Genomic DNA, 17,308 nt, shown 5'->3' with positions numbered 1-17,308 from the left:
GGCGTTTATCCGAAGTTTACGCAGACCCTTGTAGGAGCGGCCTTGTGTCGCGAAAGGGCTGCAAAGCAGCCCCGGGATCTCAGCTTTTGGCCTGGGTCGCCGGGCTATCGCCACACAAGGCCGCCCCCACAGGGCTCAGCGCATGCGGTTGAGCACCTGCAGCATCGCCGCCGTCTGCGCATCCGGCATGCCGTCGAAGCGCTGCGGGCGGAAGCGCATCTGGAATGCAGTGATTACATGGCGGGTGGCAACATCCAGCACCCCGGTCTGCTCGATTTGATAGCCAAACCGCGCCAGTTCCTGCTGGTACCAGCCAATGCTCGGCGGGTTGACGCTGAAGTAGGCTTGCTGCCGCGCCACGGCATTGGCATCGGGCCAGATACCCAGCCCGGCATCGGCAAGGCGCTTCCACGGGAACAGCGGCCCCGGGTCCAGCTTGCGGGACGGGGCGATATCACTGTGGCCAATGATGTGCCGCGGTTCGATGTTGTTGCGTTTGACGATGTCCTTGAGCAACGCAATCAGCGACTGGACCTGCGCTTCGCTGTAAGGGTGCCAGACCCGGCCATTCGGTGTGTCGGTGAACCCCGGGTTGACGATCTCGATGCCAATGGACGAGGAGTTCAGCCAGGTGCGCCCCTGCCACTGGCTGTCACCGGCATGCCAGGCACGGCGGTTTTCATCCACCAGTTGATACACCGTCGCCGGGCCGTCGCCGATCAGGTAATGGCTGCTGACCTCACCATGGGTGAGCAGCGCCAGGGAGCGCTCCAGCGAAGCATTGGTGTAATGCAGGACAACGAACTGGATACGGTTGTCCTGGTTGGCCGAGGGGTGGCTGCGGTCGATGCGCAGGCCCGTCGAGCAACCGGCGACAGATAACAGCAAAAAGGTAATCAGCGTTTTTTTCAGCGTGGAAAGCACGTCAGTGGCCTCAGCGAATGAGCGCTACAGTATAACGTGCTCCCCATCGCCGCGCTTACCGTGGGTCTGTGTTTGCAGGCTAGTTCTGCTCGACGCGGTTGCGCCCCAGCTCCTTGGCCCGGTACAGCGCCGCATCGGCGCGCTTGAGCACCTGGTCGCCGCGCTCGCCGGAGCGGAACGCACCCAGGCCGATGGAGGTGGTGATCACCACCCGCTCACCCTTGAAGTGGAACGGGCAGGCTTCCACCGTGGCCCGCATTGCTTCCGCCACCTGGGCAGCGGCTGCCGGCGACGTCTGCGGCAGCAGCAGGACGAACTCCTCGCCGCCGAAACGGGCGATGAAGTCACGGCCGCGCAGGCGCTTGCGCAACTGGTCGGCGACAATCTTCAGTACCTTGTCCCCGGCCAGATGCCCATAACTGTCGTTGATGCGCTTGAAGTGGTCCAGGTCGAGGATCGCCATGGCCAGATGGCCGCCGTTTTCTTGCCATTCGATTATTTCGCGCTCGACCCGCTCGCTCCAGGCCGCACGGTTGGGCAGGCCGGTGAGGGGGTCGAGCAGGGCTTTCTGCCGCTGCTCTTCCAGGTGCTCGCGATAACCGAGCGCCTCGTGCTCCATGTTCGCCACCCGTTCGGACAGGCCTTGCAGGCGCCCCGCCAGCTCTTGCTCGCGGCGATCCCGCTCGTGCTTGTGCTCGTCCATGGTGATCAGCAGGCCTTCCAGGCGGTTGTCCAGGATGTGCTTGAGGCTGTCGACGTCGGCGGCGCCCTGCACACTGTTTTGCAACCCATCGACATGCTCGCGCAACTGGGTATCCAGTTCGCGAGCAGCGGAGCTGTTGTCGGCATGGCCGGCGCTCGCCTCGTGCAGGTGGCTCTGGAAACCTTCGAGGCGCTCATTGAGTTGCTGCAGGTAGGTTTCGAACTCGTGCTGGCCACTGTCGGTGATCGCCAGCATGAGCACGGCGAGGTCATCCAGCACCGGGATCAGCTCATACCAGTTCAGGCCACGGGCAACGCGCTCGCGCATTTCCAGCGCCTGGGCCTTGTGCCGCTCGGGCAGGCTCAGGTCATCGAGCAGGCCGAGCAGGGTCTTCTCGATGTGCGCAGCAACCTGGCTGTAGGGCGGCTCTACCGCGTAGGGCAGGGCATAGGGGCCGTCTTCGCCGAAGGTTTCTTCAAGCGTTTGTGCGGGCTGTACTGCTGCCAAGGGTTCGCTGACGGCCGCTTCCGGCTCGGGCGCTTCTTCCTGTGGCAGTGGCTGAGCGGCCGGGGTTTCAATTGTTTCGATCAACGCCGGCCCAGACACCTCCAGCTCAGGTTCGGGCGCTACCGTCGTTTCGGCGGTAGAGGCTGAAAGCGGTTGCAGCGCATCCACATCGTCTGGCTGGGGGGCTTCGATACTGCGCTGTGCAGCCGGGGGCGCCTCAGCAGCAGGCACAGCTGCCGGCGCGGGCGCGGGCTCGCTTTGTGGCTCATCCTCGCGGCTGCCGAACAGGCGTTGCAAAAAGCCGGGCCGGGCTTCGTCCCCCGGTTTGCCGAGGGCCGACAATGCAAGGCCCTGCAAGCCGCTCAGCTCGCCCAGCAGCGGCGGCAGGTCGCGGGACTGGGCAACGCCACCATCGAGTTTTTTCGCCAGCTTTTTCAGCGGCCGCGAGATATCGTTGGGCAGCGGCAGGCCTTGCAGCTGGCCAACCAGCGCGGTCAGCGCATCGCTGACCTGGTTCATGCGGGTTTCCCGGCGCTGTTCGGAGTCCAGCACCGCTTTTTCAAGGCGCGGAATCAACCCGGCGAGGCCAGCGTCCATGTTGTCGCTGCGGATAACCTCGCGCATCTCCTTCATGCACGCGTCCACCACCTTGTCACTGCCTTCGGCAGCCAGGGTGCTGCGCACCAGGCCGCGACGCAGCAGGTCGAGACGGGCGTCCCAGCGGCGTTCGAGCTTTTCTTGCTGCTCGATGCTTTTAAGGTATTTTTCTTTCCAGCGCTCAGCGTCTTCAGTCATGCCCGGGTCCGCAAACGGTGATGGCAATTAGCTCAAGACCGGCAGCGTATCCACAGTCAATGCATCAGGCAATCGAATCTCGACAGCAACGGGAAGGTGGTCGGAAATTGGCCGCGCCAACACCTCGACACGCTCAAGCGTGAGGCTTGGGCTGAGCAGGATATGGTCCAGGCAACGCTGGGGGCGCCAGCTGGGGAAAGTCGCTTCGACTTGCGGGGCGATAAGGCCCAGATCGCGCAGCGGCGAGTGCTCCAGCAGGTCGGTGGCATGGGTATTCATGTCGCCCATCAGCACCTGGTGGCGGTAACCACCAATCAGCTCGCGGATGTAGCCCAGTTGCAGGGCGCGGGTCTTGGCGCCGAGTGCCAGGTGCATCATCACCACGATCAGCGCATCTTCGCCTTCACCAAAACGCACCAGGATCGCCCCACGGCCGGCCGGGCCGGGCAGCGGGTGGTCTTCGAGCGAATGTGGCTTCAGGCGGCTGAGCACGCCATTGCTGTGCTGGGCGAAACGCCCGAGGTTGCGGTTGAGTTGCTGGTACCAGTAAGGGAAGGCCCCCAGCTGAGCCAGGTGCTCGACCTGGTTGACATAACCTGAGCGCAGGCTGCCACCATCGGCTTCCTGCAAGGCCACCAGGTCGAAGTCGCCCAGCAAATCACCGATTTTCTGCAGGTTGCCGGCACGCCCGTTATGCGGCAGCAAGTGCTGCCAGCTGCGGGTCAGGTAATGCCGGTAGCGCTCGGTGCTGATGCCGACCTGAATGTTGAAGCTGAGCAGCCGCAGTCGACCATCCTCGGGCAGGCCAGAAGCCTGCAGGTGATGCTCGTTGACCTGCGGCTGGTGCAGGCCAATGCCACGCGTGGTTCTGAAGCGGGGCATGGGTTACGCCGCCTACTTGGCGGCGCGCTCCTTGGCGATCAGCTGGTCGGCGACGTTCAGCACGCCTTCCGGCCCGCCAGCGGTGCTCAGGTCGAAGCGGTACTTGCCGTTCACCACCATGCTCGGTACGCCGGTGATTTCGTACTTCTTCGCCAGTTCCTTCGCCTGGTTGACCTGGCCCTTGATGGCGAACGAGTTGAAGGTGGCAAGGAACTTGTCCTTGTCCACACCCTGGGTGGCGAGGAAGTCGGCCATGTCCTGCGGGTCGGTCAGGCGCTTTTTCTGGTTCTGGATGGCGTCGAAGACGGCAGCATGCACCTTGTGCTCGACGCCCATGGCTTCGAGGGTCAGGAACATCTGGCCGTGTGCGTCCCATGGGCCACCGAACATGGCAGGAACACGTTTGAAGTTGACGTCAGCGGGCAGCTTTTCAGCCCACGGGTTGATGACCGGCTCGAAGTGGTAGCAATGTGGGCAGCCGTACCAGAACAGCTCGACCACTTCGATCTTGCCAGGCACGGAAACCGGAACAGGGTTGCTCAGCTCGAGGTATTCCTTGCCAGCAACAGGCTCGGCGGCCTGGACGGCAGTCATACCGAATACGCTGGCAGCGACCAGCGCGGCGCTGAGAATCAGTTTACGCATGCTTTACTCCTGAGCAGTCATTGGTCGCCACGACGCGACCTGCACTGAGACAGGCCGGGAAGGGGTCGAGTTCTGTAGTGTAACGGCTGCGGACTGAAAAAAGGGCGGCCCGGCCGCCCTTTCATCATTGGCCTGCAACATTAACAGAAGGTTAATGCAGGCCCTGGATGTAGCTGGCCAACGCCTCGATGTCGTGGTTGCTCAGCTTGCCGGCGATGGTGCGCATGGTCATGGCATCGCCATCGTTGGTGCGGTTGCCTTCGCGGAAGTCCGTGAGCTGCTTGGTCACGTACTGCGAGTGCTGGCCGCTCAGGTGCGGGAACCCGGCCAAGGCAAGACCCGCGCCGTTGGGGGAATGGCAGCCGGTGCAGGCGGGCATGCCTTTTTCCAGGTCGCCGCCGTTGAACAGCGCTTTGCCACGCTCGACCAGCTTGGGATCGGCGGCGCCCACGCTGCCTTTCTGGCTGGAGAAGTAGGCGGCGATATCGGCCAGGTCCTGGTCGCTGAACGCGGCCAGCATGCCGGTCATCTCCAGCACGGTACGCTTGCCCGACTTGATATCGTGCAGTTGTTTTTCAAGGTAACGCGGGCCCTGGCCGGCCAGTTTCGGGAAGTTCGGTGCCAGGCTATTGCCGTCGGGGTTGTGGCAGGCGCCACAGACGGCCGTCTTGGCCTGGCCGGCGGCGGCATCGCCTTTGATAGGTTGCGCAGCAGTGGCCGCACCTGCGACACCCAGGGTCAACAGCAGACTCACGACTAGTTTGTTCATCAGCTAATCCAACACGGCTAAGGGTGAAATGTTATGTATCGGGACTGCCGCTCATCCAAAGGATGACCAAACGGTAGTCCTCGGCACTGCAGTCCATGCACAATCCACGCGGCGGCATAGCCTTGAAACCCTGGGTCACGTGCTTCACCAGTACATCCATGCCTTGCGCCAGCCTTGGCTCCCATGCTGCCCGGTCACCCTGTCTGGGCGCCTGTGGCAACTGCCCGGTGTGACAGGCCGCACACGTGCGGTTGTACAACACCTCGGGATCCTGTGTAGCCTGTGCGCTGAAAACCGGCAGGAACATACCGACAGCAAGCAGCCATTTCGCCATGCGGAACGACCTTCAGGGTTGGGGGCCGCGCTGCGTTCTGATGCGCGAGCTATTGTTCGACACCCCATGCCCGTTCCCCTTCGCTGGGAGAATGAGCACACAAAAACTGGGGCATTATATACTTCCGCCATCCAAACGGAAACGACACCGCTTGCCAGGCTCGAGCCTTCAGAGTCAGGCAACACCCACATCGGATATCCCATGCAAGTCAAGAACCCCATCCTCGGCCTCTGCCAGAAAGCTACATTCGCCCTCAGCGCTGCCAAGGTCGAACAATGCCCGGAAGACCAGGGTTACGAGGTGGCTTTTGCCGGCCGCTCCAACGCCGGCAAATCCAGCGCCCTCAACACCCTGACCCATGCCAGCCTGGCGCGTACCTCGAAGACCCCGGGGCGCACCCAGCTGTTGAATTTCTTCAGTCTGGACGATGAACGGCGTTTGGTCGACCTGCCGGGCTACGGTTATGCAAAAGTGCCGATCCCGCTCAAGCAGCACTGGCAGAAACACCTGGAAGCCTACCTGGGCAGCCGTGAGTGCCTGCGCGGCGTGATCCTGATGATGGACGTGCGCCACCCGATGACCGACTTCGACAAGATGATGCTCGACTGGGCCAAGGCCAGCCGCATGCCCATGCACATCCTGCTGACCAAGGCCGACAAGCTGACCCACGGCGCGGGCAAGAACACCTTGCTGAAAGTGCAGTCGGAAATCCGCAAGGGTTGGGGTGATGGCGTGACCATCCAGCTGTTCTCGGCACCCAAGCGCCTGGGCGTGGAAGACGCCTACCGCGTGCTGGCGGGCTGGATGGAGCTGGAAGACAAGCCGGTAGCCTGAAACCTGCACCGCTCCGCTTGTGTGGGAGCGGCCTTGTGTCGCGAAAGGGCCGCAAGGCGGCCCCATGATTTTAGCGTTGTCGCAGAGATTGCTGGGGCTGCTGTGCAGCCCTTTCGCGACACAAGGCCGCTCCCACAAGAGGGTGCTGCAGCGCCCTAATGGCAAATTGCGGGCAAAAAAAACCCCGGACTTCGTATGGGGAGGGGGAAGTTCGGGGTCCAAGTCCGGACCGCTAGGGCGGGGTCCAGATATCTGCCAACACTTAACACAACATAGGAGCATCGAAGGGCTTCACCAGCCATTCAGTTACTCTGAGTTCCGCTTCACCGGTTTAGTTCCGAAGCCCTGAAAACTATTTGCGATAGTTTCATGAAACTTCAGCACCCACGGCACTGAGCGGTGCCAGGATCCGCGTCACTACGCCGCAGATCCTACACAGCTTTCCCCGCTCAATCAGTGAGCTTCGTCCCAATTCGCGCCAATTCCTGCCTCCACCAGCAGCGGCACATCCAGTTCTGCGGCCTGGCTCATGTGCTGGCGAATTTCATCTTTCACCTGCTGAACCAGGTCCTCACGCACCTCCAGGACCAGTTCGTCGTGTACCTGCAGGATCACCCGGGCATCCAGCCCGCTCTCGCTCAGCCAGTTATCCACATTGACCATGGCCCGCTTGATGATATCGGCGGCAGTACCCTGCATCGGCGCGTTGATCGCCGTGCGCTCGGCGCCTTTGCGCAAGGCCGGGTTCTTGGCGTTGATGTCCGGCAGGTACAGGCGGCGGCCGAACAGGGTTTCGACAAAGCCTTGCTCGGCGGCCTGGGCGCGGGTGCGCTCCATGTAGGCCAGTACGCCCGGGTAGCGGGCGAAGTAGCGGTCGATGTAATCCTGCGACTGCTTGCGGTCGACGCCGATCTGCTTGGCCAGGCCAAAGGCACTCATGCCGTAGATCAGGCCGAAGTTGATGGCCTTGGCCTTGCGGCGCTGGTCGGTTGTGACATCTTGCAGGGCCACACCGAACACTTCCGCCGCCGTGGCCCGGTGCACGTCGAGGTCGTTGCGGAAGGCGTGCAGCAGGCCTTCGTCCTTGGCCAGGTGGGCCATGATGCGCAGCTCGATCTGCGAGTAGTCCGCCGCCAGCAGCTTGTAGCCCGGGCTGGCAATGAACGCCTGGCGGATACGCCGGCCTTCGGCGGTGCGGATCGGGATGTTCTGCAGGTTCGGGTCGCTGGATGACAACCGGCCGGTGGCTGCCACAGCCTGCTGGTACGAGGTGTGGATTCGCCCGGTGCGCGGGTTGATCTGGCCCGGCAGCTTGTCGGTGTAGGTGCTCTTGAGCTTGCTCAGGCTGCGGTACTGCATCAGTACCTCAGGCAGTGGATAGCCGAGCAAGGCCAGCTCGTCGAGTACGGCTTCGGCGGTGGACGGCTGGCCCTTGGCGGTCTTGCTCAACACCGGCATGCCCAGCTTGTCGTACAGGATCGACCCCAGCTGCTTGGGCGAGCCAAGGTTGAATTCTTCACCGGCCAGCTCGTAGGCACGTAGCTCCAGCTCGGCCATCTTCACGCCCAGCTCACCGCTCTGCACGTGCAGCAGTGCGGCATCGACCAGCGCACCCTGGCGCTCGATCTTGGCCAGCACCGGCACCAGCGGCATCTCGATGTCCATCAGCACCGGCTGCACGCTCGGCGTCTGTGCCAGGCGACCTTGCAGCGTTTGGTGCAGGCGCAGGGTGATGTCGGCGTCTTCGGCAGCGTAGGGGCCGGCCTTGTCCAGGTGGATCTGGTTGAAGGTCAGCTGCTTGGCGCCCTTGCCGGCGATGTCCTCGAAGGCGATGGTGGTGTGGTCGAGGTACTTCTGCGCCAGGCTGTCCATGTCGTGACGTGTGGCAGTGGAGTTCAGCACGTACGACTCGAGCATGGTGTCGTAGGCCACGCCGCGCATTTCGATGGCGGGCGAGCCGTTGGCGAGGATGTTGATGTCGTACTTGGCGTTCTGCCCGACCTTGGCCTTGGCCGGGTCTTCGAGCAGCGGTTTCAGGGCCAGCAATACGGCCTCGCGGTCCAGCTGGGCGGGCGCGCCTTCATAGTCGTGCGCCAACGGCACATAAGCCGCCTCATGGGGCGCGACAGCGAAAGACAGGCCCACCAGCTGCGCCTTCTGGGCATCCAGGCCGGTGGTTTCGGTATCGAAAGCGAACAGCGGCGCCTGGCGCAGCTTTTCAAGCCATGCGTCGAAACGGGCCTGGTCCAGAATGGTTTCGTACTGCGGCTCGACCTTGGCCGCCGGCTCTGCGACCGGCGCAACCTCAGTACCTGCCCTTGCAGCGTCGCGCTGCACATCGGCAACCCAGCTCTTGAACTCCATCTCGGTGTACAGCGCCTGCAGCGCTTCGCGGTCAGGTTCACCGCACACCAGCGCATCCACTTCAACGTCCAGCGGTACATCGACCTTGATGGTGGCCAGCTCGTAGGAAAGGAACGCCGCGTCGCGGTGTTCCTCAAGCTTGGCCGGCAAGGTCTTGGCGCCACGAATGGCCAGTGTCGGGACCTTGTCCAGGTTCGCGTACAGATCGCTGAGGCCGCCGCCGATACCGGTCAGCAGGCCCACGGCGGTTTTTTCGCCCACGCCCGGCACGCCGGGGATGTTGTCGACCTTGTCGCCCATCAGGGCCAGGAAGTCGATGATGTGTTCCGGGCCGACGCCAAATTTCTCATGCACGCCAGCCACGTCCAGTACGCTACCGGTCATGGTGTTGACCAAGGTAATGTGCCCGTCCACCAACTGAGCCATGTCTTTGTCACCGGTCGAGATGATCACCGGGCGGCCCTGGGCAGCAGCGCTGCGCGCCAGGGTGCCGATGACGTCGTCGGCCTCGACACCCTCGACGCACAGCAGCGGGTAGCCCAGCGCCCTCACGCTGGCGTGCAGCGGCTCGACCTGCACCCGCAGGTCGTCAGGCATGCTTGGGCGGTTGGCCTTGTACTCGGCGAACATGGCATCGCGGAAGGTGCCGCCCTTGGCGTCGAACACCACCGCGAACAGGCTGTCGGGGTACTGTTTGCGCAGGCTCTTGAGCATGTTCAACACACCCTTCACCGCACCGGTCGGCATGCCCTTGGACGTGGTCAGCGGCGGCAATGCGTGAAAGGCGCGGTACAGGTAGGAGGAACCGTCCACCAGGACGAGGGGGGCTTGGCTCATGAGCAGAATCAACCTTTTCGACGGGTCCGGCGCTAGAATAGCCAGAATCATTGACGACAAAGGGACTAGGTTATCATGCGTACACTCAATCGCCTGTTACTGCTCGGCCTATTGGCAACCACGCCTGTCGTCACCCTGGCGGCGGACGACGCCCCCTCGGCCGATCCCGAGGTGACCATTCGCACGGAAGGCGACAAAACCATCCAGGAGTACCGCCAGAACGGGTTCCTGTATGCGATCAAGATCACGCCGAAAAACGGCAAGCCTTATTTTCTGGTACGCGCTGATGGCACTGATGCCAATTTCATTCGATCCGACCAGCCGGACATGCTGATTCCGTCCTGGAAGATCTTCGAGTGGTAATCTGACGCGCACCGTTCACATCAACCCGGCACTTCCCGGCGGAAGTGCCCGTATGGGCAATTTTTCATCATGTCAGTCTTCACCCCCGTGACCCGGCCTGAGCTGGAAACCTTTCTGGCGCCGTACGAGCTGGGCCGTCTGCTCGACTTCCAGGGCATTGCCGCCGGCACCGAGAACAGCAATTTCTTCGTCAGCCTCGAACAGGGGGAGTTCGTCCTGACGCTGATCGAGCGCGGGCCCAGCGAGGACATGCCGTTCTTCATCGAACTGCTCGACACTCTGCACGACGCCGACATGCCGGTGCCCTATGCCATTCGTGACCGCGACGGCAATGGCCTGCGCGAGTTGTGCGGCAAGCCGGCGCTGCTGCAGCCACGGCTGTCGGGCAAGCACATCAAGGTGCCGAACAACCAGCACTGCGCGCAGGTCGGCGAGCTGCTGGCACACATTCACCTGGCCACCCGCGAGCACATCATCGAGCGCCGCACCGACCGTGGCCTGGACTGGATGCTGGCCTCCGGTGCCGAGCTGTTGCCGCGCCTGACTGCCGAGCAAGCCGCACTGCTGCAGCCGGCGCTGGATGAAATCACCGCGCACAAGGCGCAGATTCTGGCGTTGCCACGGGCCAACCTGCATGCCGACCTGTTCCGCGACAACGTGATGTTCGAAGGCACCCACCTGACCGGTGTGATCGACTTCTACAACGCCTGCTCCGGGCCGATGCTGTATGACATCGCCATCACCGTGAACGACTGGTGCCTGGATGAGAAGGGCGCCGTGGATGTACCGCGTGCCCAGGCACTGCTGGCGGCCTATGCGGCGCTGCGGCCGTTCACTGCAGCCGAAGCCGAGTTGTGGCCGGAAATGTTGCGGGTAGGTTGCGTACGCTTCTGGCTGTCGCGCCTGATCGCGGCCGAATCGTTTGCCGGGATGGATGTGATGATCCACGACCCGAGCGAGTTCGAAGTGCGCCTGGCCCAGCGCCAGCAAGTGGCTTTGCACCTGCCGTTCGCCCTCTAGACCGCATCTGCTTCTTCGCGGGCACGCCCGCTCCCACAGGGATAACACAAGCCTGAAAGTTATCGTTGTTCCTGTGGGAGCGGGCATGCCCGCGAAGAGGCCGGTACAGGCTTACAGCTGCTCCAGGCAACCCGCCAGATCACCGCCCAGCTTTTCCAGCAAGCGCTCATAGCCTTTGCCATCCACCGGGTCGGTACCGCCCAACGCATCCAGCTCAGCCAGGTGTACCGGCAACCCGGCAGTCAGGGTCTCGGCCAGGCGCGGCCGCAGCGGCGGCTCGCTGAACACACAGGTCTTGCCCACTTCCTGCAGGCGCTTGCGCATGGCTGCCACATGTTGCGCCCCAGGCTGCACCTCGGACGCCACGCTGAACACGCCGGTGTGCTTCAAGCCATATTCAGCCTCGAAGTAATCGAACGCTTCGTGGAACACGAAGTACGGCTTGTCGGCAATACCGTCCACCCGCGCCTTGATACGCCCATCCAGTGCATCAAGCCGCTCATCGAAGGCCTTCAGGTTGCTCTGGTAGCGAGCCGCGTTAGCCGGGTCGACCTGGGCCAGGTCAGCCGCCATTTTTGCCGCGATTACCCGCGCATTGACCGACGATAACCACAAGTGCGCATCCAGGCTGCCTGGACGGTGATCGTGGTCATGGTCGTCGTGGTCTTCTTCCTCATGGGAATGGCTGTCCTCGCCAAAGTGACGCAGCTTCATGCCCGTCAGCGACTGCACGGCCACCGTGGGCTTGCTGCGGCTGCCCAGCACCCGCGGCAGGAAGTTCTCCATGTCCGGGCCGATCCAGTACAGCAGGTCGGCATCACCTACCCGGCGCACGTCGGACGGGCGCAATGCATAGTGGTGCGGCGAAGCGCCTGGCGGCAGCAACACGTCAGGGCTGCCAACGCCATCCTGCACGGCGGCGGCAATCTGCTGAAGGGGTTTGATACTGGTGAGCACACGCACATCGGCCTGGGCGGAAAATGCGATGAAAGCGACAAACAGAGCTAGGAATCGGGACACGGTGGATACTCGAGTCGTCAGAAACAGGTAACATAATAACGTCTCCATCCAGAACCGTCGCTGCCCATGTCCATCACGCCGCTGGCCAACCGTCCTCACGATCATTCCCATTGCGTACACAGCGCACTGGCTGAAGCCGACGCCTTGTGCACCCGCCAGGGCCTGCGCCTGACCGCGCTGCGCCGCCGTGTGCTGGAGCTGGTGTGGCAAAGCCACAAGCCGCTGGGCGCCTACGACATCCTCGCCGTGCTCAGCGAGCAGGACGGCCGCCGCGCCGCGCCGCCCACGGTGTACCGCGCGCTGGACTTCCTGCTGGAAAACGGCCTGGTGCACCGCATCGCCTCGCTCAACGCCTTCATGGGCTGCAGCCACCCCGAGCACGTGCACCAGGGCCAGTTCCTGATTTGCCGGGCCTGCCATGTGGCCATCGAGCTTGAGCAGAGCAGCATCAGCGACGCCATCATCAACAGCGCCAAAGACGTGGGCTTCACGGTCGAGACCCAGACCGTGGAAGTTGTCGGCCTGTGCGGCAGCTGCCGGAGCGCGGCATGAGCGATGCCCTGATCCGCCTGGAGCAGGTCGGCGTCACCTTTGGCGGCGAGGCGGTGCTCGACAGCATCGACCTGTCGGTCGCACCCGGCCAGATCGTCACCCTGATCGGCCCCAACGGGGCGGGCAAGACCACCCTGGTGCGCGCCGTGCTCGGGCTGCTCAAGCCACACCGCGGCAAGGTATGGCGCAAGCCGAAGCTGCGCATTGGCTACATGCCGCAAAAGATTCAGGTCGATGCCACGCTGCCGCTGTCGGTGCTGCGCTTCCTGCGCCTGGTGCCCGGCGTAGACCGCGCCGCAGCCTTGTCGGCGTTGCAGGAAGTGGGCGCCGAACAGGTCATCGACAGCCCGATCCAGACCATTTCCGGCGGCGAGATGCAACGCGTGCTGCTGGCCCGCGCCCTGCTGCGCGAACCCCAGTTGCTGGTGCTCGACGAGCCGGTGCAGGGCGTGGACGTGGTCGGCCAGACCGAGCTGTACAACCTCATCACCCGCCTGCGCGACCGCCATGGCTGCGGCGTGCTGATGGTGTCCCACGACCTGCACCTGGTGATGAGCGCCACCGACCAGGTGGTGTGCCTGAACCGTCACGTGTGCTGCTCGGGCCACCCCGAGCAAGTCAGCGGCGACCCGGCGTTCGTCGAACTGTTTGGCCAGACCGCGCCGAGCCTGGCCATCTACCACCACCACCACGACCACAGCCACGACCTGCACGGTTCGGTGGTCGCCCCTGGCACCCATGTTCACGGAGAGCACTGCAAGCATGGCTGATTTTCTTCTCTACGCCTTGCTTGCCGGCTTGTCCCTGGCGCTGGTTGCCGGCCCGCTGGGTTCCTTCGTGGTATGGCGGCGCATGGCCTATTTTGGCGACACCCTGTCCCATGCCGCTTTGCTCGGTGTGGCCATGGGCTTTGCCCTGGACGTCAGCCCGGCGCTGGCGGTAACCGTGGGCTGCCTGCTGCTGGCGATCCTGCTGGTGACCTTGCAGCAACGCCAACCACTGGCCTCCGATACCCTGCTCGGCATTCTTGCCCCCAGCACCCTGTCGCTCGGCCTGGTGGTACTGAGTTTCATGCACGATGTGCGCATCGACCTGATGGCCTACCTGTTCGGTGACCTGCTGGCCATCAGCACCACGGACCTGGCCTGGATCCTCGGCGGCAGTGCGCTGGTGCTGGCGCTGCTTGCCGCGCTGTGGCGGCCGCTGCTGGCAGTCACCGTGCACGAAGAACTGGCCACGGTCGAAGGCCTGCCCGTTGCCGGCCTGCGCCTGGCACTGATGCTGCTGATTGCTGTGGTGATTGCCGTGGCCATGAAGATCGTCGGTGTGCTGCTGATCACCTCCCTGCTGATCATCCCGGCGGCTGCGGCGCAGCGTCACGCCCGCTCCCCCGAGCAGATGGCCGTGGGCGCCAGCCTGCTGGGCGTTACCGCGGTCTGCGCAGGCCTGGCCATGTCCTGGTTCAAGGATACCCCCGCCGGCCCGTCGATCGTGGTCTGCGCGGCGGTGCTATTCTTGCTGAGCCTGGCCCTGCCAAAACGCTGAAAGGCAGGGCGTGTGAAGGCACGCCTTGCAACCTTTTGCCGGGTAAAGGGTCTGTAAGACCTGTTTTCGAGCGTGCGCACCTGGGTGTAGACTTGCTCGCTTTTTGCGCAAATAGAGAGTCGCAGGAATGAAGCCGTTCGCCTCCCGTTATCTGCTTGTTGCCGCGTTTTCCCTGCTCCTGGCTGCCTGTTCCAGCGCGCCGGTCGAACAGGCCCCCGCACCTGCCCAAGCCGATGCCTGGCAGCAGTTGCAACAAAACATCGCCAGCAACGAGCTGGCCACTGCCGAAGACCAGCTGGCAGCCCTGCAAGCGCAGTCGCCTGACGACGTACGCCTGGAGCAATACCAGCGTCAGTTGGCCGAAGCCTATCTGCAACGCAGCCAGATCGTCTTGCAAAAGGGCGATGTGAACGCGGCCGCTACCGCCCTGGCCCGTGCCCGCGCACTGATGCCGCAAGCCCCGGCAGTGACCGGTGGCGATCCCCTGTCCCAGGCACGCAAGGCCGAGCTGGAGAAGGCAGAGGCTGCCCTGAAGGCCGCTGAAGCCAAGCCCAAGGCACGCATCATCGACCCGACAGCGCCAAGCACGGTGGTGGCCTTGAAGACCACTGACAGCCGCGCCATGCGCCGCCAGCTCGATGACATTGCCGCCGATGTGGTGAGTTATGACTGCGAAGTGGTGTTCCAGGTGCCGCGTACCGACGATGCGCCGTGGCTGAAGACCTTGCTGGAGAAGCGCGTGCGCAAGATCGACAGTGGGTTCGAGTTGAAGCAGAAGCATGAGATTCAGCGCTCGCTGCCGGCGCAGGTGGTTCTGGTACCGCATCAGCGCTGAAAACACTGGGGGCGCTGCGCGCCCCTTTCGCGACACAAGGCCGCTCCTACAAGGGAATGCAATCTCCTGTAGGAGCGGCCTTGTGTCGCGATGGGCTGCAAAGCAGCCCCCTAGGCCGGCACAGCCTCCGCAGCCGCTTCCCGCTCCCACACCCGGTGCCCTTCAACCGCTTTGACAAAGGCATCCACGGTCTTCTGGTCATCCCCCAGCAACAGCCCCTTGTCCTCCTTCAGCCCCAGGCCGGTCGCCAGCTCTTTGGTCAACACCAGCGCTTTCAGGTGCTTGTAGCCTTCCAGCACGAAGTGCTTGGCCAGCCCGCTGGCCGCCAAGGCATCCGTCGAAGCCTTGCCAGCAGGCACGACAATCCCGTCGAACATGATCGACGGCATCCCTTCCATCGACGCATCCACCGGTAGCTGCTTGCCATCCGCCGCCTTCACAGGCGCCGAAGTCGGCCCTAGCAGCATTGGCCTCGCGCTATGGGCCTCCAGTGCCTTGACCAGCCTGTCGACGCTCGCTGCATCCACCCCATTGGCCAGCAGCACGGCAATCTTGCGCCCCTTGATGCCCACGACCCCTGGATGGTTCATCTGGCTCAGTGCTGGCGACTCGGCAAGCTTGCTGCCCTTCACCTGAACGGTGCCCGCCTTGGGTGCTGGCAGCCCCAGGTTGGCCGCGACTGCGGCCGCCAGCTTGAGGTCGATGTTGGCCAGAATCTCGTTTACTTCGCGGGCACGAATGGCCTCGCGTTCTACTTTGCCCAACTCGAAACTGTAGGCCTTGATGATGTGCTGTTGTTCAGTCGGGCTCATGCTTTGGAAGAACAACCGTGCTTGCGAGAAGTGGTCCCCGAACGACTCGCTGCGCTGGCGGATCTTGTAGGCATCGACCCGTTCCTGATAGCTCTCGAAGCCGCCGTCCTGTGCGGCGGGCGGTGTTTCCTTAGGCCAGCCGCCATCGATGGAATTCGGCTCGTACGAGGCCCGGCCCTTATGTACGACGTGCTGGTGCAAGGCATCGCGCTGGTTATTGTGGTTGGGCGCAACAGGGCGGTTGATCGGGATCTGATGGAAGTTGGGCCCGCCCAGGCGGCTGAGCTGCGTATCGGTGTAGGAGAACAGCCGGCCCTGCAGCAGAGGGTCATTGGTGAAATCGATACCCGGCACGATATGACCTGGGCAGAAGGCAACCTGCTCGACCTCGGCGAAGAAATTGTCCGGGTTGCGGTTGAGGACCATCTTGCCAAGCGGGGTTACCGGTACCAGTTCCTCGGGAATGAGCTTGGTCGGGTCCAAGAGGTCAAAGTCGAATGTGTGTTCGTCTGCCTCAGGCACGATCTGCACGCCCAGTTCCCATTCCGGGTAATCGCCGGTTTCAATGGCTTCGCAGAGGTCACGGCGCTGAAAATCGGTGTCCTTGCCCGCCAGTTTCTGCGCTTCGTCCCACAGCAGGGAGTGTACGCCCTGCTTCGGTTTCCAGTGAAACTTGACGAAGCTGGCCACGCCCTCGGCGTTGATCAGGCGGAACGTGTGCACGCCAAAGCCTTCCATCATGCGCAGACTGCGCGGGATGGCGCGGTCAGACATGGCCCACATGACCATGTGGGCGGATTCCGGCACCAGCGAGACAAAATCCCAGAAAGTGTCATGTGCCGAGCCGCCGGTGGGTATCTCGTTGTGAGGCTCTGGCTTCACCGCATGGACAAAATCGGGAAACTTGATGGCATCCTGAATGAAGAATACCGGCATATTGTTTCCAACCAAGTCGAAATTGCCTTCATCTGTATAGAACTTGACCGCAAAACCACGCACGTCCCGCACTGTATCACCTGAGCCTCGAGGGCCTTGGACCGTGGAAAAGCGGACAAAGACGGGCGTGATCTTTTCCGGGTCCTGCAAGAATCCGGCCTTGGTCAGCTCGGCGTGGTTGCCATAGCTCTGGAAGAACCCGTGAGCGCCAGTACCGCGGGCGTGCACGATGCGCTCAGGGATACGCTCATGGTCAAAATGGGTAATCTTTTCGCGCATGATGAAGTCTTCAAGCAGCGAGGGCCCCCGATCTCCCGCCTTGAGCGTGTTCTGGTTATCAGCGATGCGTACACCCTGATTGGTGCGCAGGGCATGGCCGGTCGCATCGCTGCGATCGGCCTCCAGGCTCTGCAACTTGGCATTGGTGTTGGCCCGGTCAGGGGTCTGGGTGCCGGCGGCCTCACTCTGCTTGGGCGCGTCCGTTTTCTTGCTGGGCATGATCGGCTCTCCTCGTCAGTCTTCAGGCGTGCCCGTTTTCGGGCTTGTTCAAGTAGTGACTAGAAGGCTTGGACGAGCGTTCAATCAGGATTACCGGTTGTCGCGATATGCCCGAAGGATTGGTGCATTACGA

The 17,308-nt window shown here is 63.0% G+C and carries 15 protein-coding genes and 1 pseudogene; 7 read left to right on the top strand and 9 right to left on the bottom strand.

What is annotated here, in order from left to right; all coding sequences use genetic code 11:
• Positions 1–135: 135 nt before the first annotated feature.
• From AK81_RS09875 to AK81_RS09850, 6 genes and pseudogenes are all read right to left on the bottom strand, one after another.
• Positions 136–924 carry an N-acetylmuramoyl-L-alanine amidase gene (locus tag AK81_RS09875; RefSeq protein ID WP_043198670.1) on the bottom strand — a complete coding sequence of 263 codons (789 nt, stop codon included), beginning with the start codon at positions 922–924 and terminating at the stop codon, positions 136–138.
• 79 nt (positions 925–1,003) lie between these two features.
• The gene (locus AK81_RS09870) at positions 1,004–2,929 is read right to left on the bottom strand and encodes a GGDEF domain-containing protein (RefSeq protein ID WP_043198668.1); all 1,926 of its coding nucleotides are present in this window, start codon (positions 2,927–2,929) and stop codon (positions 1,004–1,006) included.
• A gap of 27 nt (positions 2,930–2,956) precedes the next feature.
• Positions 2,957–3,789: pseudogene (locus AK81_RS09865) on the bottom strand (endonuclease/exonuclease/phosphatase family protein).
• A 34-nt stretch (positions 3,790–3,823) separates the two neighbouring features.
• The gene (gene dsbA / locus AK81_RS09860; protein WP_043198663.1) at positions 3,824–4,456 is read right to left on the bottom strand and encodes a thiol:disulfide interchange protein DsbA; all 633 of its coding nucleotides are present in this window, start codon (positions 4,454–4,456) and stop codon (positions 3,824–3,826) included.
• Positions 4,457–4,607: 151 nt separating this feature from the next.
• On the bottom strand, positions 4,608–5,225 hold the full coding sequence (locus AK81_RS09855; protein ID WP_043198662.1) for a c-type cytochrome: 618 nt from the start codon (positions 5,223–5,225) through the stop codon (positions 4,608–4,610).
• A gap of 31 nt (positions 5,226–5,256) precedes the next feature.
• Complete coding sequence (locus AK81_RS09850) at positions 5,257–5,559, bottom strand: c-type cytochrome (protein WP_016484276.1); 303 nt, start codon at positions 5,557–5,559, stop codon at positions 5,257–5,259.
• 201 nt (positions 5,560–5,760) lie between these two features.
• On the opposite strand from AK81_RS09850, the gene yihA reads away from it, so the two are divergent.
• Positions 5,761–6,393: a ribosome biogenesis GTP-binding protein YihA/YsxC gene (yihA, locus tag AK81_RS09845; protein ID WP_016497419.1), complete on the top strand. Its 633-nt coding sequence runs from the start codon at positions 5,761–5,763 to the stop codon at positions 6,391–6,393.
• Between the two features lie 453 nt (positions 6,394–6,846).
• Here yihA and polA read toward each other — a convergent pair whose 3' ends face one another.
• On the bottom strand, positions 6,847–9,594 hold the full coding sequence (gene polA, locus AK81_RS09840) for a DNA polymerase I (RefSeq protein WP_043198659.1): 2,748 nt from the start codon (positions 9,592–9,594) through the stop codon (positions 6,847–6,849).
• Between the two features lie 75 nt (positions 9,595–9,669).
• Here polA and AK81_RS09835 point away from each other — a divergent pair, with 75 nt between their 5' ends.
• Both AK81_RS09835 and AK81_RS09830 read left to right on the top strand, forming a co-directional pair.
• Positions 9,670–9,957, top strand: a complete 288-nt coding sequence (locus AK81_RS09835) for a DUF2782 domain-containing protein (RefSeq protein WP_003252997.1) — start codon at positions 9,670–9,672, stop codon at positions 9,955–9,957.
• Between the two features lie 69 nt (positions 9,958–10,026).
• A complete protein-coding gene (locus AK81_RS09830) occupies positions 10,027–10,977 on the top strand; it encodes a homoserine kinase (protein WP_043198657.1) in 951 nt (316 codons plus the stop codon).
• A gap of 111 nt (positions 10,978–11,088) precedes the next feature.
• On the opposite strand, the gene AK81_RS09825 is transcribed toward AK81_RS09830, so the two are convergent.
• The gene (locus tag AK81_RS09825; protein ID WP_050491858.1) at positions 11,089–12,045 is read right to left on the bottom strand and encodes a zinc ABC transporter substrate-binding protein; all 957 of its coding nucleotides are present in this window, start codon (positions 12,043–12,045) and stop codon (positions 11,089–11,091) included.
• Positions 12,046–12,063: 18 nt separating this feature from the next.
• Between AK81_RS09825 and zur the strand changes: the two genes are divergently transcribed.
• The 4 genes from zur (at position 12,064) to AK81_RS09805 (ending at position 14,929) form a co-directional block, all read left to right on the top strand.
• Positions 12,064–12,549 (top strand): zinc uptake transcriptional repressor Zur, encoded by a 486-nt coding sequence (zur, locus tag AK81_RS09820; RefSeq protein ID WP_043198654.1) that lies wholly within the window; start codon positions 12,064–12,066, stop codon positions 12,547–12,549.
• Complete coding sequence (gene znuC / locus AK81_RS09815) at positions 12,546–13,319, top strand: zinc ABC transporter ATP-binding protein ZnuC (RefSeq protein ID WP_012269923.1); 774 nt, start codon at positions 12,546–12,548, stop codon at positions 13,317–13,319. The genes zur and znuC overlap by 4 nt, the downstream gene beginning before the upstream one ends.
• On the top strand, positions 13,312–14,094 hold the full coding sequence (gene znuB, locus AK81_RS09810; RefSeq protein WP_043198652.1) for a zinc ABC transporter permease subunit ZnuB: 783 nt from the start codon (positions 13,312–13,314) through the stop codon (positions 14,092–14,094). The genes znuC and znuB overlap by 8 nt, the downstream gene beginning before the upstream one ends.
• Positions 14,095–14,221: 127 nt before the next feature.
• Complete coding sequence (locus tag AK81_RS09805) at positions 14,222–14,929, top strand: PA5502 family lipoprotein (protein ID WP_043198650.1); 708 nt, start codon at positions 14,222–14,224, stop codon at positions 14,927–14,929.
• 110 nt (positions 14,930–15,039) lie between these two features.
• Here AK81_RS09805 and katE read toward each other — a convergent pair whose 3' ends face one another.
• Entirely contained in the window at positions 15,040–17,175 is a 2,136-nt protein-coding gene (gene katE / locus AK81_RS09800) for a catalase HPII (protein WP_043198648.1), read from the bottom strand.
• Between the last annotated feature and the right edge of the window lie 133 nt (positions 17,176–17,308).

The organism is Pseudomonas putida W15Oct28 (assembly GCF_000708715.2).
GTDB classification, from domain to species: Bacteria; Pseudomonadota; Gammaproteobacteria; order Pseudomonadales; family Pseudomonadaceae; genus Aquipseudomonas; species Aquipseudomonas putida_R.
This window is presented reverse-complemented; position numbering and strand designations above follow the sequence as displayed.